Source organism: Streptomyces yamdrokensis (assembly GCF_053890455.1).
On sequence record NZ_CM132679.1, the window covers coordinates 1,250,146 to 1,269,000 of the forward strand.

Below are 18,855 nucleotides of genomic sequence, written 5' to 3' on the forward strand. Positions count from 1 at the left end.
GGCCGCTGCCGCCCCCAGCGGTACGCCCGCCCCGGCCGGCGGTGCCCCGCGCACGCCGAGGCCCGGCATCCCTGAAGGGATGCCGGGCCTCGGTGGAGGAGCCGGGGCGCGGACTACAGCCCCGCCGCCTTGCGCAGCGCGTCCACGCGGTTGGTGCGCTCCCAGGTGAAGTCGGGCAGCTCACGGCCGAAGTGGCCGTAGGCGGCGGTCTGGGAGTAGATCGGCCGGAGCAGATCCAGGTCACGGATGATGGCGGCCGGACGGAGGTCGAACACCTCGTCGATCGCCCGCTCGATCAGCTCGGTGTCGACCTTGGCGGTGCCGAAGGTCTCCACGAACAGACCGACCGGCTCGGCCTTGCCGATGGCGTACGCCACCTGGACCTCGCAGCGGGCGGCCAGGCCCGCCGCGACCACGTTCTTGGCGACCCAGCGCATCGCGTACGCCGCCGAGCGGTCGACCTTGGACGGGTCCTTGCCGGAGAAGGCGCCGCCGCCGTGCCGGGCCATGCCGCCGTAGGTGTCGATGATGATCTTGCGGCCGGTGAGGCCGGCGTCGCCCATCGGGCCGCCGATCTCGAAGCGGCCGGTGGGGTTGACCAGCAGACGGTAGTTCTCCGTGTCGAGCTTGATGCCCTCGTCCAGCAGCGCCTTCAGCTCCGGCTCCACGACGAACTCGCGGATGTCGGGGGCGAGCAGCGACTCGAGGTCGATGTCGGAGGCATGCTGCGAGGAGACCACGACGGTGTCCAGACGGACGGCCTTGTCGCCGTCGTACTCGATGGTGACCTGGGTCTTTCCGTCCGGGCGCAGGTAGGGGATGGTGCCGTTCTTGCGCACGTCGGACAGGCGCTTGGACAGGCGGTGCGCGAGGAAGACCGGGAGCGGCATCAACGTCGGCGTCTCGTCCGACGCGTAACCGAACATCAGCCCCTGGTCGCCGGCGCCCTGCCGGTCCAGCTCGTCCTCGTCGCCCTCGACCCGGTTCTCGTACGCGGTGTCGACGCCCTGGGCGATGTCCGGGGACTGGGCGCCGATGGACACCGACACGCCGCAGGAGGCGCCGTCGAAGCCCTTCTTCGAGGAGTCGTAGCCGATCTCCAGGATCTTGTCCCGCACCAGCTGCGGGATCGGTGCGTAGGCCTTGGTCGTGACCTCGCCGGCCACGTGCACCAGGCCGGTGGTGATCAGGGTCTCGACGGCGACGCGGGAGTTCGGGTCCTCGCGGAGCAGCGCGTCGAGGATGGTGTCGCTGATCTGGTCAGCGATCTTGTCGGGGTGACCTTCGGTCACGGACTCCGAGGTGAAGAGACGACGGGACACAACGCTCCCTGGGGTTGCAGCGGCTGCTGGCTGATCATTGGCGGACGGCAGGGGCTGCACCGCACACCGTCCGTGGAACAGTTTATCGGTCGCGCCTCGCCGCGGGTCCTCCTGTCTCGCCTCTCGGGAAGCCCGGTGACCTGCGGCACGGGCATTCTGCCCATGTCGAGGCGTGTTGGCCAGAGGCGCCACGCACCGGCGGCAGGGTTTCGGAATCCTCACAGCGGCGAAACCCGCCCCGGATCCCTCAGCCGAGGCGTCCGGCCACCAGGTCCCAGACCGTGTCGGCCAGGGCTTCCTTGGGACCGTGCGCCACGGGCGTCTCGCTGCCGTCGGCGTCCAGCACCACGGCCTCGTTCTCCTCGGAACCGAAGGTCTTGCGCTCGCCCACCTCGTTGACCACGAGCAGATCGCAGCCCTTGCGCTTCAGCTTGGCGCGTCCGTTGGCGAGCACGTCGTCCGTCTCCGCGGCGAAGCCGACGACCACCTGTCCGGGGCGGGCCCGGTCGGCGGAGATCTCCGCGAGGATGTCCGGGTTGCGCACCAGGGCGACGGGCTCGGGTTCCCGGCCGTCCTGCTTCTTGATCTTCCCGGCCGCGTACGCCGCGGGGCGGAAGTCGGCGACCGCGGCGGCCATGACCACCGCGTCGGCGTCGGCGGCGGCCCGGAGTACTTCCTCGCGCAGTTGTACGGCGGTCTCGACGGGGACGACGTCCACCCCCGCCGGGTCGGGCAGTCCGGCGTTGGCGGCGATCAGGGTGACCCGCGCGCCCCGCGCCGCGGCGGTCCGGGCGAGCGCGTAGCCCTGCTTGCCGGAGGAGCGGTTGCCGAGGAAGCGGACGGGGTCGAGGGGCTCCCGGGTGCCGCCGGCGCTGACCACGACATGCCGGCCTCCGAGGTCGGGCTCGCCGACGCCCCGGGCCAGCACCCGGCGGCAGACCTCGAAGATCTCGCCCGGGTCGGGCAGCCGGCCCTTGCCGCTGTCGGCGCCGGTGAGCCGGCCCACCGCCGGTTCGACGACGACGGCGCCGCGCCGGCGCAAAGTGGCCACATTCTCCTGCGTGGCCGGGTGCTCCCACATCTCGGTGTGCATGGCGGGGGCGAAGACCACGGGACAGCGGGCGGTGAGCAGGGTGTTGGTGAGGAGGTCGTCGGCCAGGCCGTGCGCCGCCTTCGCCAGCGTGTCCGCGGTGGCCGGGGCGACGACGACCAGGTCGGCGTGCTGCCCGATGCGGACGTGCGGCACCTCGTGGACGTCGTCCCACACCTCGGTCGAGACGGGGTGGCCGGAGAGCGCGGACCAGGTGGCGGCGCCGACGAAGTGCAGCGCGGAGGCGGTGGGGACGACGCGGACGTCGTGCCCCGACTCCGTCAGCCTCCTGAGCAGCTCGCAGGCCTTGTACGCGGCGATGCCGCCGCTGACGCCCAGAACGACCTTCGGCTTGCCCACGTCTCTCTCCGTCTCTTCCTGAACAGAACGGCCCCGCACCCACCACACCACAGGCCCGGCAGACATGCTGCCGGGCCTGTGGAAAAGTCGGCCGAGAGTCGCTGATGCGACTTTCGGACATGTGACTCACTGCACTACGACGTACAGAACTGCGACTTACTGAGCGGGGCCCTCGATGGCCTCGGAGGTCAGCAGTCCCGCGTTGATCTCGCGCAGGGCGATCGAGAGCGGCTTCTCGTGGACGTGGGTGTCGACGAGGGGGCCGACGTACTCGAGGAGACCCTCACCGAGCTGCGAGTAGTACGCGTTGATCTGGCGAGCCCGCTTGGCCGCGTAGATCACGAGGCTGTACTTCGAGTCCGTGGCCTCGAGAAGCTCGTCGATCGGCGGGTTGATGATGCCCTCGGGCGTGGAGATGGAAGAGGACACGCTCTACCTTCCGATGGATGGGAAAGAATCGGTCTGCATGATCGCTGAATGACCGTTGAGGAAACGCTGACGATCACACGACGTTCATCAAGGCTAGCAGCTCGCGGGCCACGTCCTCGACGGAGGTGTTGACCAGGGTCGTGTCGAACTCCGGCTCGGCCGCCAGCTCGATCTTCGCGGCCCCCAGCCGGCGCTCGACCACCTCGGGCGACTCGGTGCCCCGGCCGGTGAGCCGGCGCACCAGCTCCTCCCAGGAGGGAGGAGCCAGGAAGACCAGCTGGGCCTCGCTCATGGACTCGCGGACCTGGCGGGCACCCTGGAGGTCGATCTCCAGGAGGACGGACAGGCCGGACTCCAGGTGCTCGAGCACCGCCGCACGCGGCGTGCCGTAGCGGTTGCCTGCGAACTCGGCCCACTCCAGCAGTTCACCGTTGGCGATCAGCTTGTCCATCTCGTCATCGGTGACGAAGAAGTAGTGGACCCCGTCCTGTTCACCGGGGCGCGGCTTGCGGGTCGTCGCCGACACCGAGAGCCAGACCTCGGGGTGTGCCTTGCGCATATGCGCGACGACCGTGCTCTTGCCGACCCCTGAGGGGCCGGAGAGCACGGTCAGCCGCGGACTTGCGTCCGGGGGTACGGGGGTCGTCCCCCGGGGTGTTGCAGCCATGCGGCGATTATTCCAGCAATCCCGGTGGGCCCGGGACTCAGGAGCCGGTGCTGCCGAACTCGCGCTCCAGGGAGGCGATCTGGTTCGAGCCGAGACCGCGTACACGGCGGCTCTCGGAGATGCCCAGTCGCTCCATGATCTGCTTGGCGCGGACCTTGCCCACGCCCGGCAGGGACTCGAGCAGAGCGGAGACCTTCATCTTGCCGATGACGTCGTTCTCCTGGCCCTGCTTGATGACCTCGTGCAAGGAGGCGCCGGAGTGCTTGAGTCGATTTTTGACCTCGGCCCGCTCCCGGCGAGCCGCGGCGGCCTTTTCGAGCGCGGCTGCGCGCTGTTCAGGGGTAAGGGGCGGAAGAGCCACGCCTACGTCACCTCGGATGTCGAACTGTCGGATACGGACCGGTGAGGAACCTAGTCGCCCCACACCAGGGGAGCCACGAGCAACACGCTTGCCCGTTCACTCTCCGTCGGAGACTAGCGGCCAACTCCGCCGGAGTCAGCGAGAACGGCGGAAAAGTCCTGGTCAGCCTCCATGATGACAGACATTTACGGGCATAATGACCTGGTTTTCTCGTCGCGCCCGGGTCCCGGCGGTCTCCTGCGTCCCTCGTCGGAGCATCAGAGCGCCGCCACGGCCGTCGCGATCTCCTCCGCGAACCGCTCCGCGGCGTCACGCAGCGCGACCACGTCGGCACCGTGGCGCAACACTCCCCGGCTGACGTTCGGCACGACGTTGCGCACCACCGGGCCGAAGACCGCCGGGAGATCCGCCGCCGTGGCCCCCTGCGCGCCGATGCCGGGCGCGAGCAGCGGACCGTTGATGTCCAGGTCGTACGAGGACAGGTCGCCGAGCGTCGCGCCGACGACCGCGCCGAAGGACCCCAGGGGGGCCTCCCCCGCGTTCTCGGCGGCCAGGTGTCCGAGCATGGTCGCGCCCACGCTGCGCCCGTCGGCCCGTACCGCGTGCTGCACCTCGCCGCCCTCGGGATTGGAGGTCAGTGCCAGGACGAACAGTCCCGTGCCGCTCTCACGGGCCAGCGCCACCGCCGGGCTCAGCGAGCCGTAGCCGAGGTACGGGGACACGGTCAGCGCGTCCGAGAAAAGCGGGGAGTCCGGATGCAGGAAGGACTCGGCGTAGGCGGCCATGGTGGAGCCGATGTCGCCGCGCTTGGCGTCCATGACGACCAGCGCGCCGGCCGCCCGCGCCTGAGCGACCGTCGTCTCCAGCACCGCGACGCCGCGCGAGCCGAAGCGCTCGAAGAACGCGCTCTGCGGCTTGAGCACGGCGACCCGGTCCGCGACCGCCTCGACGACCGTGCGGCTGAACCGCTCCAGACCGGCCACGTCGTCGTTCAGGCCCCACTCTGCGAGCAGGGCGGCGTGCGGGTCGATGCCGACGCACAGCGGGCCGCGCGTGTCCATGGCCCGCCGCAGCCGGGTGCCGAAGGGGACGGGTCGTCCGCTCATGCCGCTGTCCTCACGTCGGCGCCCACCGCGTCGGCGAGCGTGGCGTACGGGCTGGTGCGCAGGCGTGCGGCAAGCCCCTTGTGGAGGGTGCGGGCCCAGAAGGGCCCCTCGTAGACGAGGGCGCTGTAGCCCTGGACCAGCGTGGCGCCGGCCAGGATGCGCTGCCAGGCGTCCTCGGCGTTCTCGATGCCTCCGACACCGACCAGGGTGATCCGGTCCCCCACGCGCGCGTACAGGCGGCGCAGCACCTCGAGGGAGCGTGCCTTCAGGGGCGCGCCGGACAGGCCGCCGGTCTCCTGTACGGCGGCGGGGCCGGACCGCAGGCCGAGCCCCGCGCGCGCGATGGTGGTGTTCGTGGCGATGATCCCGTCCAGGCCGAGCTCCACGGCCAGGTCGGCGACCGCGTCGATGTCCTCGTCGGCGAGGTCCGGGGCGATCTTCACCAGCAGCGGCACCCGGCGGGCGGGCACGGCACGGACGGCGGCCTCGCGGACGGCGGTGAGCAGCGGGCGCAGGTGGTCGACGGCCTGGAGGTCCCGCAGGCCGGGGGTGTTCGGCGAGGAGACGTTGACGACCAGGTAGTCCGCGTACGGCGCCAGCCGCTCGGCGGACTTCACGTAGTCGGCGGCGGCCTCGGCCTCGGGCACGGCCTTGGTCTTGCCGATGTTGACGCCGACGACCGTCCTGAGGACGGGCGTGCGGGAGGCCAGGCGGGCGGCCACGGCCAGCGAGCCCTCGTTGTTGAAGCCCATGCGGTTGACCAGCGCGCGGTCCGCCACCAGACGGAACAGCCGCTTCTTCGGGTTGCCGGGCTGCGGCTCGCCGGTCACCGTGCCGATCTCGACGTGGTCGAAGCCGAGCATCGCCATGCCGTCGATGCCGAGGGCGTTCTTGTCGAAGCCCGCGGCGAGCCCGAAGGGGCTGTGCAGACGCAGCCCGAGGGCCTCGGTACGCAGTTCCCTGTGGCGGGGCGCCAGCGCGGCGGCGACGAAGGTGCGCAGGCCGGGGACGCGCGCGACGAGACGGATCCAGCGGAAGGCGAGGTGATGGGCCCGCTCCGGATCCATCCGCTTGAACACCAGATGGAAGAAGTACTTGTACATACCTGTGTCCTCGTGAAAGGCCCCGTGAAGAGCCTGACGAACCTGAAGGGCCTCATGAAGAGGGGGACACCGTTTCCGGTGTCCCCCTCGGGGCTGTCAGTCGCGGGCCGCTGTCAGATGCTCCGCGTGTTCCTGGAGCGAGCGGACGCCGACCTCGCCGCGGTTGAGGGCGTCGATGCCCTGGACCGCGGCGGCGAGCGCCTGGACCGTCGTCAGGCACGGCACGGAGCGCGCCACGGCGGCCGTACGGATGTCGTAGCCGTCGAGCCGGCCGCCGGTGCCGTACGGCGTGTTGACGATGAGGTCGACCTCGCCGTCGTGGATCAGCTGGACGATGGTCTTCTCGCCGTTCGGGCCGGTGCCCTCGGACTGCTTGCGCACCACGGTGGCGTTGATGCCGTTGCGCTTGAGGACCTCGGCGGTGCCGGAGGTGGCGAACAGTTCGAAGCCGTGGGCGACGAGCTCGCGCGCGGGGAAGATCATCGAGCGCTTGTCGCGGTTGGCGACGGAGATGAAGGCGCGGCCCTTGGTGGGCAGCGGCCCGTAGGCGCCCGCCTGCGACTTGGCGTACGCGGTGCCGAAGACGGAGTCGATGCCCATGACCTCGCCGGTGGAGCGCATCTCCGGACCGAGGACCGTGTCGACGCCACGGCCGTGGATGTCACGGAAGCGCGACCAGGGCAGCACGGCCTCCTTGACGGAGATCGGCGCGTCGAGCGGGATGTCGCCGCCGTCGCCCCGGGCCGGGAGCAGGCCCTCCGCGCGGAGCCCGGCGACGGTCGCACCGAGCGAGATCCGGGCGGCCGCCTTGGCCAGCGGCACCGCGGTCGCCTTCGAGGTGAAGGGGACGGTGCGCGAGGCGCGCGGGTTGGCCTCCAGGACGTAGAGGATGTCGCCGGACAGCGCGAACTGGATGTTGATCAGGCCGCGCACCCCGACGCCGCGGGCGATGGCCTCCGTGGAGGCGCGCAGCCGCTTGATGTCGAAGCCGCCGAGGGTGATCGGGGGCAGGGCGCACGCGGAGTCACCGGAGTGGATGCCGGCCTCCTCGATGTGCTCCATGACGCCGCCCAGGTAGAGCTCCTCGCCGTCGTAGAGCGCGTCGACGTCGATCTCGATGGCGTCGTCGAGGAACCGGTCGACCAGCACCGGCCGGGAGGGGCTGATCTCGGTCGACTCGGCGATGTAGGACGCGAGGCGGGTCTCGTCGTAGACGATCTCCATGCCGCGGCCGCCGAGCACGTAGGACGGGCGGACGAGGACCGGGTAGCCGATCTCGTCGGCGATGGCCCTGGCCTCGGTGAAGGTGGTGGCGGTGCCGTGCTTGGGGGCCGGCAGGCCGGCCTCCTTGAGTACCTGGCCGAAGGCGCCCCGGTCCTCGGCCGCGTGGATGGCCTCGGGGGACGTGCCGACGACCGGTACGCCGTTGTCCTTGAGTGCCTGGGCCAGGCCCAGCGGGGTCTGGCCGCCGAGCTGGACGATCACGCCCGCGACCGGTCCCGCCTGCTGCTCCGCGTGGACGATCTCCAGGACGTCCTCCAGGGTGAGCGGCTCGAAGTACAGCCGGTCGGAGGTGTCGTAGTCGGTGGAGACGGTCTCCGGGTTGCAGTTGACCATCACGGTCTCGTACCCGCCGGGAGGACTGGGTGCAGTGCTCAGCGCGAAGGAGGCGTGGACGCAGGAGTAGTCGAACTCGATGCCCTGGCCGATGCGGTTCGGGCCGGAGCCCAGGATGATCACCGCCGGCTTCTCGCGCGGGGCGACCTCGGTCTCCTCGTCGTAGGAGGAGTAGAAGTACGGCGTGTTCGCGGCGAACTCGGCGGCGCAGGTGTCGACGGTCTTGTAGACCGGGCGGACGCCGAGGGCGTGCCGGACCTCGCGGACCACGTCCTCGCGCAGGCCGCGGATCTCCCCGACCTGCTGGTCGGAGAAGCCGTGCCGCTTGGCCTCGGCGAGCAGCCCGGTGGTCAGCTCGGGCGCCTCGGACAGTTCGTCGGCGATCTCCTTGATGAGGAAGAGCTGGTCGACGAACCAGGGGTCGATCTTCGTGGCGTCGAAGACCTCCTTGGGGGTGGCGCCCGCGCGGATGGCCTGCATGACGGTGTTGATGCGGCCGTCGGTCGGGCGGGCGGCCTCGTCCAGCAGCCCGGCCTTGTCGCCGGGCTCGCCGACGAAGGTGAACTGGCTGCCCTTCTTCTCCAGCGAGCGCAGCGCCTTCTGGAACGCCTCGGTGAAGTTGCGGCCGATGGCCATGGCCTCGCCGACCGACTTCATCGTGGTGGTGAGGGTGGAGTCGGCGCTCGGGAACTTCTCGAAGGCGAACCGCGGTGCCTTGACGACCACGTAGTCGAGGGTCGGCTCGAAGGAGGCCGGGGTCTCCTTCGTGATGTCGTTGGGGATCTCGTCGAGGGTGTAGCCGACGGCGAGCTTGGCGGCGATCTTGGCGATCGGGAAACCGGTCGCCTTGGAGGCCAGCGCCGAGGACCGTGACACGCGCGGGTTCATCTCGATGACGATCACCCGGCCGTCCTCCGGGTTCACCGCGAACTGGATGTTGCAGCCGCCGGTGTCCACGCCGACCTCGCGGATGACGGCGATGCCGATGTCCCGCAGGATCTGGTACTCGCGGTCGGTCAGGGTCATCGCGGGGGCGACGGTGATGGAGTCGCCGGTGTGCACGCCCATGGGGTCGAAGTTCTCGATGGAGCAGACGACCACGACGTTGTCGTGCTTGTCGCGCATCAGCTCCAGCTCGTACTCCTTCCAGCCGAGGATGGACTCCTCGAGGAGCACCTCGGTGGTCGGCGAGAGAGTGAGCCCCTGTCCGGCGATGCGGCGCAGCTCGTCCTCGTCGTGGGCGAAGCCGGAGCCGGCGCCGCCCATGGTGAAGGAGGGGCGTACCACGACCGGGTAGCCGCCGAGTTCGTCGACGCCGGCCAGGACCTCGTCCATGGTGTGGCAGATGACCGAACGGGCGGACTCGCCGTGTCCGATCTTCCCGCGGACGGCCTCCACGACCTCCTTGAACAGGTCGCGGTCCTCGCCCTTGTTGATGGCCTCCACGTTGGCGCCGATCAGCTCGACGCCGTACTTGTCCAGGACTCCGTTCTCGGCCAGCGAGATCGCGGTGTTCAGGGCCGTCTGGCCGCCCAGGGTGGGCAGCAGGGCGTCCGGCTGCTCCTTGGCGATGATCTTCTCGACGAACTCGGGGGTGATCGGCTCGACGTAGGTGGCGTCGGCGATCTCCGGGTCGGTCATGATCGTCGCCGGGTTGGAGTTGACCAGGACGACCCGTAGGCCCTCGGCCTTCAGCACCCGGCACGCCTGGGTGCCGGAGTAGTCGAACTCGGCGGCCTGGCCGATGACGATCGGGCCGGAGCCGATGACCAGGACGGACTGGATATCGGTGCGCTTAGGCACGCTGGCCCTCCATCAGGGAAACGAAGCGGTCGAACAGGTAGGCGGCGTCGTGCGGGCCCGCTGCCGCTTCCGGGTGGTACTGGACACTGAAGGCCGGTTTGTCGAGCAGCCGGAGCCCTTCCACCACGTTGTCGTTGAGGCAGACGTGGGACACCTCGGCGCGGCCGAACGGGGTGTCGGAGACCTTGTCGAGGGGGGCGTCGACGGCGAAGCCGTGGTTGTGCGCGGTGACCTCGACCTTGCCTGTCGTGCGGTCCTGGACCGGCTGGTTGATGCCGCGGTGGCCGTACTTCAGCTTGTAGGTGCCGAAGCCGAGGGCGCGGCCGAGGATCTGGTTGCCGAAGCAGATCCCGAACAGCGGGGTGCCGCGCTCCAGGACGGACCGCATCACGGAGACGGGGTGGTCGGCGGTGGCGGGGTCGCCGGGGCCGTTGGAGAAGAACACGCCGTCGGGGTTCACGGCGTGGACGTCGTCGGCGGTCGCGGTGGCGGGCAGGACGTGCACCTCGATGCCGCGCTCGGCCATCCGGTGCGGGGTCATGCCCTTGATGCCGAGGTCGACGGCGGCGACGGTGAACCGTTTCTCGCCGACGGCGGGGACGACGTACGGCTCGGTGGTGGCGACCTCGGCGGCGAGGTCGGCGCCCTTCATCCCGGGAGCTTCCCGGACCTCGGCCAGCAGTGCGGCGTCGTCGCGTACGGCGTCGCCGCTGAAGATGCCGACGCGCATGGCGCCCCGCTCGCGCAGGTGCCGGGTGAGGGCACGGGTGTCGATGCCGCTGATGCCGACGACGCCCTGGGCGGCGAGTTCCTCCTCCAGGGACCGGCGGGAGCGCCAGTTGGACGGCACGCGCGCGGGGTCGCGCACGACGTAGCCTGCGACCCAGATCCGCCGGGATTCGGGGTCCTCGTCGTTGACGCCGGTGTTGCCGACGTGCGGGGCGGTCATGACCACGACCTGGCGGTGGTAGGACGGGTCGGTGAGGGTCTCCTGGTAGCCGGTCATGCCGGTGGAGAACACCGCTTCGCCGAAGGTCTCCCCCACCGCCCCGTAGGCGCGGCCGCGGAAGACCCGGCCGTCCTCCAGGACGAGTACGGCGGGAAGCACCTTCTCGCGAGAGGTGGTTCCCCGGGTGGAGGTTGTCATCGTTCGGCGCCTTCCGTTGTGACGTTTGTGACGATCGTCTTGCTCATGGAGTTGATGGCCTCGACCCACGCGGTGTGCTCGGCCGCCCGGTCGAAGCGGAAGCCGGAGTCGATCAGCCGCTCGCCGTGCGCCCAGGTGACGACCAGCAGTCCGCCCTCGGTGAGCACCTTGCCGGCGATGCCCTTGTCGAGCCGGGCCCCGCGCAGCGCGTCGGCCGGGACGAAGAAGTCACCGGCTCCGGGGCGTACGGCGTCCAGGCCCGCGTCGGTGAGGGTGACCTCCGCACGGCTACGGGTGCCCAGGCCGTGCGCCACGATGCGGTCGAGCCACTGACCGGCGGTGGTGGAGCCGTGGTAGCGGCCGCTCGCGCTCAGTTTCGCCGGGCCGGGGGCGTCCGGGGCCGTGGGCAGTTCGGGCAGGTCGCCCTGGAGGGTGCCGCGCCACTTCCAGCCCTCGCGCATCAGCCAGTAGACGAGCCCGACGAAGAGGGCGAGCCCGACGACCCAGCCGATCCGGGCGGCCCAGTCGGTCACTTCCGCCGATTCCCTCTCGGCGGCCAGCAGGATTACAGGTGTCACGTGAGTTTCCCGTCGATGAGCGTGGCCGTGCCCCGGAGCCAGGTGTGCGTGACACGGCCCGGCAGCTCGCGGCCCTCGTACGGGGTGTTGCGGCTGCGCGAGGCGAAGCCCGCGGGGTCCACGGAACCACGGTATGCCGTGTCGACGAGCGTGAGGTTGGCGGGCTCACCTGCCGAGACGGGCCGGCCGTGGCCCTCGGCCCGTCCGATGCGCGCGGGAGTGAAGGACATCCGGTCCGCGACCCCGGCCCAGTCCAGCAGACCCGTGTCCACCATGGTCTCCTGGACCACCGACAGCGCGGTCTCCAGGCCGACCATGCCCATGGCCGCGGCGGCCCACTCGCAGTCCTTGTCCTCGTGCGGGTGCGGGGCGTGGTCGGTTGCGACGATGTCGATGGTGCCGTCGGCGAGCGCCTCGCGCAGCGCGTGGACGTCCCGCTCGGTGCGCAGCGGCGGGTTGACCTTGTAGACCGGGTTGTACGAGCGCACCAGCTCGTCGGTGAGGAGCAGGTGGTGCGGGGTGACCTCGGCGGTGACGTCGATACCGCGGGACTTGGCCCAGCGGACGATCTCGACGCTGCCCGCGGTCGACAGGTGGCAGATGTGGACGCGGGAGCCGACGTGCTCGGCGAGCAGCACGTCCCGGGCGATGATCGACTCCTCGGCGACGGCCGGCCAGCCGCCCAGGCCCAGCTCGGCGGAGACGACGCCCTCGTTCATCTGGGCGCCCTCGGTCAGCCGGGGCTCCTGGGCGTGCTGGGCGACGACCCCGCCGAATGCCTTCACGTACTCCAGGGCGCGCCGCATGATCACGGCGTCGTGGACGCACTTGCCGTCGTCGGAGAAGACGGTGACGCCGGCCGCGGACTCGTGCATGGCGCCCAGTTCGGCGAGCGTGGTGCCCTCCAGTCCGACGGTGACGGCGCCGACGGGACGTACGTCGCAGTAGCCGTGCTCCCTGCCGAGCCGCCAGACCTGCTCGACGACGCCGGCGGTGTCGGCGACGGGGAAGGTGTTGGCCATGGCGAACACGGCGGTGTACCCTCCGCTCGCCGCCGCGCGGGTGCCGGTCAGCACGGTCTCGGAGTCCTCGCGGCCGGGCTCGCGCAGATGGGTGTGCAGGTCGACCAGGCCGGGCAGCAGCACCTTGCCGTGGGCCTCGACCACGGTCACGTCCTGCGCGCCTCCGGCACGGCCGGCGCCCTCGGCGCTCAGCCCGGTGCCGACGGCCGCGACGGTCCCGCCGTCGATCAGCACGTCCTGCGGGTCGCCGCCGAGCACCTTCGCACCGCGGATCAGGGTCTTGCTCATCGTTTACTTCTCCTCCGTGGTGCGGGCGGGTGTGACGGCGGGTTCGTTGCCCCCGAGCAGCAGGTACAGGACGGCCATCCGGATGGAGACCCCGTTGGTGACCTGTTCGACGACGGTGCAGCGCTCGGAGTCGGCCACCTCGGCGGTGATCTCCATCCCGCGGACCATGGGGCCGGGGTGCATCACGATCGCGTGCCCGGGCATCCGTCGCATGCGCTCGCCGTCGAGGCCGTAGCGTCGTGAGTACTCGCGCTCGGTCGGGAAGAACGCGGCCTTCATGCGCTCGCGCTGCACACGCAGCATCATCACGGCGTCGGACTTGGGCAGGGTGCGGTCCAGGTCGTAGGAGACCTCGCAGGGCCAGGCCTCGACGCCGACCGGCAGCAGGGTCGGCGGGGCGACGAGGGTGACCTCTGCGCCGAGGGTGTGCAGCAGGTCGACGTTGGAGCGGGCGACCCGGCTGTGCAGGACGTCACCGACGAGCGTGATGCGCCGGCCGGAGAGGTCCTGGCCGATCCCGGCGTCCCGGCCGACGAGCCGGCGCCGCATGGTGAAGGCGTCGAGCAGGGCCTGGGTGGGGTGCTGGTGGGTGCCGTCGCCGGCGTTGATGACGTGCGCGTCGATCCAGCCGGAGGTGGCCAGCCGGTACGGGGCTCCGGAGGCGCCGTGCCGGATGACGACGGCGTCGACGCCCATGGCCTCCAGGGTCTGGGCGGTGTCCTTGAGGGACTCGCCCTTGGAGACGCTGGAGCCCTTGGCGGTGAAGTTGATGACGTCCGCGGACAGCCGCTTCTCGGCGGCCTCGAAGGAGATCCGGGTCCGGGTGGAGTCCTCGAAGAAGAGGTTGACGACGGTCCGGCCGCGCAGGGTCGGCAGTTTCTTGATCGGCCGGTCGGCGACCCGGGCCATCTCCTCGGCGGTGTCGAGGATCAGGACGGCGTCGTCGCGGGTGAGGTCGGCGGCCGAGATGAGATGACGCTGCATCTGTCAGGCTCCGTAAGGCAGTTCAATCGGAAGAACGGGAGAATCCGGGCAGCCGGGCGCATGGCGGCGCACCGGGCCGGCGCACGCGGGTGGCGCGCCCGGATCGCTACGGGGAGGGCTGCTTGGCACCGAGCAGCACGGTGTCGCGACCGTCCTCCTCGGCGAGCAGGACCTTGACCGTCTCCCGCAACGACGTGGGGAGGTTCTTGCCGACGTAGTCGGCGCGGATGGGCAGTTCGCGGTGGCCGCGGTCGACGAGGACGGCGAGCTGCACCGCGCGCGGGCGCCCGATGTCGTTCAGCGCGTCGAGGGCGGCGCGGATGGTGCGCCCGGAGAAGAGCACGTCGTCGACCAGGACGACCAGGCGGCCGTCGATGCCGTCGCCGGGGATCTCGGTGCGGGCCAGCGCGCGCGGGGGGTGCATGCGCAGGTCGTCCCGGTACATGGTGATGTCGAGCGAGCCGACCGGGACCTTGCGCTCGGTGACCTGCTCGAGCTTGGCGGCGAGCCGCTGGGCGAGGAAGACGCCCCGGGTCGGGATGCCGAGGAGCACCACGTCGTCGGCGCCCTTGGCGCGCTCGACGATCTCGTGGGCGATGCGGGTCAGTACCCGCGCGATGTCGGGGCCCTCGAGAACGGGCCGCGCATCGGAGTGCGTGTCCATTTAACGGACCTCCTTCTCCGCCTCACGGGACGGACCTTAAAGGACGTCGGATGTACGGCGGCCACGCTACCAGGCGGGGAGCGACACCCCCGAGTCCCCCTCCTGCCGACACCGGTCACCTCATCGGCGCAGCGGTTCCCGCCGGCCCCGGAAGAGTCGGTGTGGACCATTCGGCTTGACGGGCGAGAGTAACTCTGCGTAACCTCACAGTGAGTTACCAGCCGCGCGGCCCGGAAACCATGCCGGCCGCGTCGACACAGTGCCGGGGAGCTATATGTCCAGCGAATACGCCAAACAGCTCGGGGCCAAGCTCCGCGCGATCCGCACCCAGCAGGGCCTTTCCCTCCACGGTGTCGAGGAGAAGTCCCAGGGCCGCTGGAAGGCGGTCGTGGTCGGTTCGTACGAGCGCGGCGACCGCGCAGTGACCGTGCAGCGTCTTGCCGAGCTGGCGGACTTCTACGGCGTTCCGGTGCAGGAACTGCTTCCGGGTACCACGCCGGGCGGTGCCGCCGAGCCGCCGCCGAAGCTGGTCCTCGACCTGGAGCGGCTGGCCACGGTGCCGCCGGAGAAGGCCGGCCCGCTGCAGCGGTACGCGGCGACGATCCAGTCCCAGCGCGGCGACTACAACGGCAAGGTGCTCTCGATCCGCCAGGACGACCTGCGCACGCTCGCCGTGATCTACGACCAGTCGCCCTCGGTTCTCACCGAGCAGCTGATCAGCTGGGGCGTGCTGGACGCGGACGCGCGCCGCGCGGTCGCCTCGCACGACGAGGGCTGATCGCACCACCGCCCGAGCAGAAACGTACCGCCGGGGTGGCCCGACCTGCAGGTCGGGCCACCCCGGCGGCGTTCGTGCGGGCCCGTCCGGAGCCCCAGGCTGCATCCCGGGGCTCCGGACGGGCCCGCACGGCCCGGGAGGCCCCGGACACGCCGGAGGGCCCGCAGCGGTCGTGCTGCGGGCCCTCCGGCGTGTCTGTGCCGGTTTACGGTCTGTGCGCCCGTACCGGCCGCCTGCTCAGACCCCGTCGCGGCGCAGCGAGGGCTTGAGCTCCTTGAACCGGCCGAGGAGGCCGTTGACGAACGAGGGCGACTCGTCCGTGGAGAACTCCTTCGCCAGCTGCACCATCTCGTCGAGCACGACGGCGTCCGGAGTCTCGTCGACCCAGACCAGCTCGTAGGCGCCGAGACGCAGGATGTTGCGGTCGACGACCGGCATGCGGTCCAGGGTCCAGCCGACCGAGTACTGGGCGATCAGCTCGTCGATGCGCGTCGCGTGCTGCGCGTACCCCTCGACCAGCTGCATCGTGTACTCGCTCACCGGCGGCTGCCGGGTGTCGGACCGGGAGTGCCGGACCCAGTCCGCGAGGACCGTCAGGACGTCGGCGCCGCGCTGGTCGCCCTCGAAGAGGATCTGGAAGGCGCGCTTGCGGGCCGTGTTGCGGGCAGCCACGGTTAGCTGTTCACCCGGCCGAGGTAGTCGCTCGTACGGGTGTCGACCTTGATCTTCTCACCGGTGGTGATGAAGAGCGGGACCTGGATCTGGTGCCCGGTCTCCAGCGTGGCCGGCTTGGTGCCGCCGGTGGAGCGGTCGCCCTGGACGCCCGGCTCGGTCTCGGCGATGGTCAGCTCGACGGCGGCCGGAAGCTCGACGAAGAGCACCTCGCCCTCGTGCTGCGCGACGGTGGCCTCGAAACCCTCGATGAGGAAGTTGGCGGCGTCGCCGACGGCCTTGCGGTCGACGTGCAGCTGGTCATAGGTCTCCATGTCCATGAAGACGAAGTAGTCGCCGTCCATGTAGGAGAACTGCATGTCCCGCTTGTCGACGGTGGCCGTTTCGACCTTCACACCGGCGTTGAAGGTCTTGTCGACGGTCTTGCCGGAGAGCACGTTCTTGAGCTTGGTGCGCACGAAAGCCGGGCCCTTGCCGGGCTTGACGTGCTGGAACTCGACGACGGACCAGAGCTGGCCACCGTCGAGCTTGAGCACCATGCCGTTCTTGAGGTCGTTCGTGGAAGCCACGTTGCGCAATCTCCTGGACTGACGTGAGACGACTCGGGGCCGGCACTCGGCGCGAAGCTAGAGCGCCAGCAGTTCCTTGGTCGTGATGGTGAGTAGCTCGGGTCCGCCGTCCGCCTCGGGGCGTACGACGAGCGTGTCATCGATCCGGACACCGCCCCGGCCCGGGAGGTGGACCCCCGGTTCGACGGTGACCGGCACACAAGCGTCCAGTTTACCCATGGCCCCGGGGGTCAATTGAGGGTCCTCGTCGATTTCGAGTCCGACTCCGTGTCCGGTGAGCGCCGGAAGGGCCGCTGCGTACCCCGCGCTGTCCAGTACCTGGCGGGCCGCGCGGTCCACGTCACGGCAGGCGGCGCCGGGTACGAGGGACTCCCGGCCGGCCCGCTGAGCGGTGAACACGAGGTCGTACAGCTCGATCTGCCAGTCCGCGGGAGCGGTGCCGATGACGAACGTACGGCCGATCTCACAGCGGTACCCGCGGTAGGTGGCGCCGAGACAGACGGAGAGGAAGTCGCCCTCCTCCACCCGCCGGTCGGTGGGCCGGTGGCCGGGCCGCCCGGCGTTCGGACCGGTGGCGACGGAGGTGGCGAAGGCCGGACCGTCGGCGCCGTGGTCGACCAGACGGCGCTCCAGTTCCAGTGCGAGATGGCGTTCGGTGCGGCCGACGAGGATGGACTCCAGCAGCTCGCCGAGGGCCTGGTCGGCGATCTCCGCGCCGATGCGCAGACAGGAGATCTCCTCCTCGTCCTTGACCACCCGGAGCTGTTCGACGGCGCTGCCGACGCCTGCCAGGCGCAGTCCGGGGACGGCCGAGCAAAGGGCGCGATGCCTGGTCACGGTGAGGTGGTGCTCCTCGACGGCGAGGGAGTCGGCGCCCCCGGTGGCGGCGAGCCCGGCGGCCGCGACGGCGGGATCACCATCGGAGCCGGACACGACGTGCACCCGCAGCGCCTCGTCGGGCCGGGTCTGCGGGGAACGGTCCTCGGGCGGCCCGGCGCACAGCAGGAGGTCCTCGGCGGGGCCCAGCAGCAGCGCGGCGCCTTCGGGGGCGGCGCCCGCGAGATAGCGCACGTTGGCGGGCCGGGTGACCAGCGCCGCCGCGCTGCCTCCCGCGTTGCAGCATTCCCTCAGCCGTCTCCGGCGGAGCGCATACACCTCAGACATGTCACGAGCCTATGAGCGGTGGCCGAAAACCGCCGGTCGAGAGGTCCGAGTGGGCGGCGGTGTGCGGTGCCTGCGGCGGTGTCCCGGGCAGGCCCGGGCGGTCCGGCAGCCCTGCGTGCGGTCCCGGCGCCGGTGGCCCGCCGGGACCGCTGCGGCCGTGGCCGGTGAAAACGGGCGGCATGCCGGCCGGTCGCACGGTTCCGGCCGGCCGGTACGGGGCGGCCGGTACGGGGCGGCCTGGCAGCACGACTGTCCTGCCGGGGCGGTCGCCGCCGGTGGCTCACCAGGACGGCGGGCTGGCGATGGACCTGGCGAGGACGTCGTCCAGGACCGCGGCCGTTTCCGGTATGCCGAGCTGGGAGTTGTCGATGATCGGGAGGCCCGAACCGTACCAGCCGGCCATGCGGCCGTGAATGCGGGCGACCTCCTCGTCGCCGAGGCGGCGGTTGCCGGACCGCTCGGCGTTGCGTTCCAGGACGATGTCCAGACCGGGCAGCAGCACGACCGGCAGCAGGCCCGGCCCCACATGCCGTTTCCAGCCGCCCAGGCCGACGACCGGGCGGTCGGGGAAGACGGCGTCGTCGAGAATGCAGGAGATCCCGTTGGCGAGGAAGTTGCGCGCGGCGAAGCCGCAGGTGCGGCGGGCCAGACGGTACTGCGCCTCCGAGTGGTCGTTCCACCCGGTCTGCGGGTCGGCGAAGCCGGACCGCACCCACTCGCGTACGTCGTCCAGGCTGATGTGCGCGGTCGGCACCCGGCGGTGGTCCGCCCAGTACTTGGCGACGCTGGTCTTCCCGGCGCCCGCGGGGCCTATGAGCAGGACCGCGAGAGTGGTGCCGGCCGGGTCGGGGGCCGCGGGGGCCTGCGGGACGCTGGGCATGGCGACGGGACCACCCGGCGGCAGCGGCACATGCCCGGTGGTGTCCGGCGGTGGGTGCGGGGCGCCCGTGGGCCGCGGCGTCGGTCCGGGCGGGGGCGCGGGGTAGTCGGGGGCCGGCGGCGGCGCGGGCACCGGGACGGACCCCTGGCGCGGTCCCGAATGGTGTGCGGCCGGTGACCAGCCGTCGGCCGGTCCGTGCCCCGGTCGGTGGGGCGGTGGCAGCGGGGAACCCCCTGCGTGCTGCATCCGGT

The 18,855-nt window shown here is 71.0% G+C and carries 18 protein-coding genes; 1 reads left to right on the forward strand and 17 read right to left on the reverse strand.

The window, feature by feature from the left end:
- Nucleotides 1-113: 113 nt before the first annotated feature.
- The 13 genes from metK to pyrR all read right to left on the reverse strand — a co-directional run bounded on the left by metK (nt 114) and on the right by pyrR (nt 14,541).
- On the reverse strand, nt 114-1,322 hold the full coding sequence (metK, locus tag ACWZEH_RS04850; protein ID WP_456195924.1) for a methionine adenosyltransferase: 1,209 nt from the start codon (nt 1,320-1,322) through the stop codon (nt 114-116).
- 247 nt (nt 1,323-1,569) lie between these two features.
- Nucleotides 1,570-2,772 carry a bifunctional phosphopantothenoylcysteine decarboxylase/phosphopantothenate--cysteine ligase CoaBC gene (coaBC, locus tag ACWZEH_RS04855; protein ID WP_456195926.1) on the reverse strand — a complete coding sequence of 401 codons (1,203 nt, stop codon included), beginning with the start codon at nt 2,770-2,772 and terminating at the stop codon, nt 1,570-1,572.
- A gap of 156 nt (nt 2,773-2,928) precedes the next feature.
- On the reverse strand, nt 2,929-3,201 hold the full coding sequence (gene rpoZ / locus ACWZEH_RS04860) for a DNA-directed RNA polymerase subunit omega (RefSeq protein ID WP_028814064.1): 273 nt from the start codon (nt 3,199-3,201) through the stop codon (nt 2,929-2,931).
- A 73-nt stretch (nt 3,202-3,274) separates the two neighbouring features.
- Nucleotides 3,275-3,868: a guanylate kinase gene (gene gmk, locus ACWZEH_RS04865; RefSeq protein ID WP_456195928.1), complete on the reverse strand. Its 594-nt coding sequence runs from the start codon at nt 3,866-3,868 to the stop codon at nt 3,275-3,277.
- 37 nt (nt 3,869-3,905) lie between these two features.
- A complete protein-coding gene (locus tag ACWZEH_RS04870; RefSeq protein WP_003977346.1) occupies nt 3,906-4,229 on the reverse strand; it encodes an integration host factor in 324 nt (107 codons plus the stop codon).
- Nucleotides 4,230-4,486: 257 nt separating this feature from the next.
- The gene (gene pyrF, locus ACWZEH_RS04875; protein WP_456195930.1) at nt 4,487-5,335 is read right to left on the reverse strand and encodes an orotidine-5'-phosphate decarboxylase; all 849 of its coding nucleotides are present in this window, start codon (nt 5,333-5,335) and stop codon (nt 4,487-4,489) included.
- Nucleotides 5,332-6,438, reverse strand: coding sequence for a quinone-dependent dihydroorotate dehydrogenase (locus tag ACWZEH_RS04880; RefSeq protein ID WP_456195932.1), 1,107 nt, complete (start codon nt 6,436-6,438; stop codon nt 5,332-5,334). The genes pyrF and ACWZEH_RS04880 overlap by 4 nt, the downstream gene beginning before the upstream one ends.
- Before the next feature lie 96 nt (nt 6,439-6,534).
- On the reverse strand, nt 6,535-9,858 hold the full coding sequence (carB, locus tag ACWZEH_RS04885) for a carbamoyl-phosphate synthase large subunit (protein WP_456195934.1): 3,324 nt from the start codon (nt 9,856-9,858) through the stop codon (nt 6,535-6,537).
- Nucleotides 9,851-11,005 carry a glutamine-hydrolyzing carbamoyl-phosphate synthase small subunit gene (gene carA / locus ACWZEH_RS04890; protein WP_456195936.1) on the reverse strand — a complete coding sequence of 385 codons (1,155 nt, stop codon included), beginning with the start codon at nt 11,003-11,005 and terminating at the stop codon, nt 9,851-9,853. Before carA ends, carB begins: the two co-directional genes overlap by 8 nt.
- Nucleotides 11,002-11,583 carry a PH-like domain-containing protein gene (locus ACWZEH_RS04895; RefSeq protein ID WP_456195938.1) on the reverse strand — a complete coding sequence of 194 codons (582 nt, stop codon included), beginning with the start codon at nt 11,581-11,583 and terminating at the stop codon, nt 11,002-11,004. The genes carA and ACWZEH_RS04895 overlap by 4 nt, the downstream gene beginning before the upstream one ends.
- A complete protein-coding gene (locus tag ACWZEH_RS04900) occupies nt 11,580-12,893 on the reverse strand; it encodes a dihydroorotase (RefSeq protein WP_456195940.1) in 1,314 nt (437 codons plus the stop codon). The genes ACWZEH_RS04895 and ACWZEH_RS04900 overlap by 4 nt, the downstream gene beginning before the upstream one ends.
- Nucleotides 12,894-12,896: 3 nt before the next feature.
- Complete coding sequence (locus tag ACWZEH_RS04905) at nt 12,897-13,877, reverse strand: aspartate carbamoyltransferase catalytic subunit (RefSeq protein ID WP_257851624.1); 981 nt, start codon at nt 13,875-13,877, stop codon at nt 12,897-12,899.
- Nucleotides 13,878-13,983: 106 nt separating this feature from the next.
- Complete coding sequence (gene pyrR, locus ACWZEH_RS04910; protein ID WP_055594544.1) at nt 13,984-14,541, reverse strand: bifunctional pyr operon transcriptional regulator/uracil phosphoribosyltransferase PyrR; 558 nt, start codon at nt 14,539-14,541, stop codon at nt 13,984-13,986.
- Nucleotides 14,542-14,815: 274 nt separating this feature from the next.
- Between pyrR and bldD the strand changes: the two genes are divergently transcribed.
- The gene (gene bldD, locus ACWZEH_RS04915; RefSeq protein WP_042174065.1) at nt 14,816-15,319 is read left to right on the forward strand and encodes a transcriptional regulator BldD; all 504 of its coding nucleotides are present in this window, start codon (nt 14,816-14,818) and stop codon (nt 15,317-15,319) included.
- Nucleotides 15,320-15,556: 237 nt separating this feature from the next.
- Here the strand turns inward: bldD and nusB are convergent, their stop codons facing one another.
- From nusB to ACWZEH_RS04935, 4 genes are all read right to left on the reverse strand, one after another.
- Nucleotides 15,557-15,991, reverse strand: a complete 435-nt coding sequence (nusB, locus tag ACWZEH_RS04920) for a transcription antitermination factor NusB (protein ID WP_456195943.1) — start codon at nt 15,989-15,991, stop codon at nt 15,557-15,559.
- A 2-nt stretch (nt 15,992-15,993) separates the two neighbouring features.
- The gene (gene efp / locus ACWZEH_RS04925; RefSeq protein ID WP_042174070.1) at nt 15,994-16,560 is read right to left on the reverse strand and encodes an elongation factor P; all 567 of its coding nucleotides are present in this window, start codon (nt 16,558-16,560) and stop codon (nt 15,994-15,996) included.
- Between the two features lie 57 nt (nt 16,561-16,617).
- Nucleotides 16,618-17,724, reverse strand: a complete 1,107-nt coding sequence (locus ACWZEH_RS04930) for an aminopeptidase P family protein (RefSeq protein WP_456195945.1) — start codon at nt 17,722-17,724, stop codon at nt 16,618-16,620.
- A gap of 280 nt (nt 17,725-18,004) precedes the next feature.
- Nucleotides 18,005-18,850 (reverse strand): Pro-rich N-terminal domain-containing protein, encoded by an 846-nt coding sequence (locus ACWZEH_RS04935; RefSeq protein ID WP_456195947.1) that lies wholly within the window; start codon nt 18,848-18,850, stop codon nt 18,005-18,007.
- Nucleotides 18,851-18,855: the final 5 nt, after the last annotated feature.

Coding starts and splice junctions, on each gene's coding strand:
- gmk (WP_456195928.1), bottom strand. CDS start 3,868: ATGGCTGCAACACCCCGGGGGACGACCCCCGTACCCCCGGACGCAAGT.
- pyrF (WP_456195930.1), bottom strand. CDS start 5,335: ATGAGCGGACGACCCGTCCCCTTCGGCACCCGGCTGCGGCGGGCCATG.
- ACWZEH_RS04880 (WP_456195932.1), bottom strand. CDS start 6,438: ATGTACAAGTACTTCTTCCATCTGGTGTTCAAGCGGATGGATCCGGAG.
- carA (WP_456195936.1), bottom strand. CDS start 11,005: ATGACAACCTCCACCCGGGGAACCACCTCTCGCGAGAAGGTGCTTCCC.
- ACWZEH_RS04900 (WP_456195940.1), bottom strand. CDS start 12,893: ATGAGCAAGACCCTGATCCGCGGTGCGAAGGTGCTCGGCGGCGACCCG.
- ACWZEH_RS04905 (WP_257851624.1), bottom strand. CDS start 13,877: ATGCAGCGTCATCTCATCTCGGCCGCCGACCTCACCCGCGACGACGCC.
- pyrR (WP_055594544.1), bottom strand. CDS start 14,541: ATGGACACGCACTCCGATGCGCGGCCCGTTCTCGAGGGCCCCGACATC.
- bldD (WP_042174065.1), top strand. CDS start 14,816: ATGTCCAGCGAATACGCCAAACAGCTCGGGGCCAAGCTCCGCGCGATC.
- ACWZEH_RS04930 (WP_456195945.1), bottom strand. CDS start 17,724: ATGTCTGAGGTGTATGCGCTCCGCCGGAGACGGCTGAGGGAATGCTGC.
- ACWZEH_RS04935 (WP_456195947.1), bottom strand. CDS start 18,850: ATGCAGCACGCAGGGGGTTCCCCGCTGCCACCGCCCCACCGACCGGGG.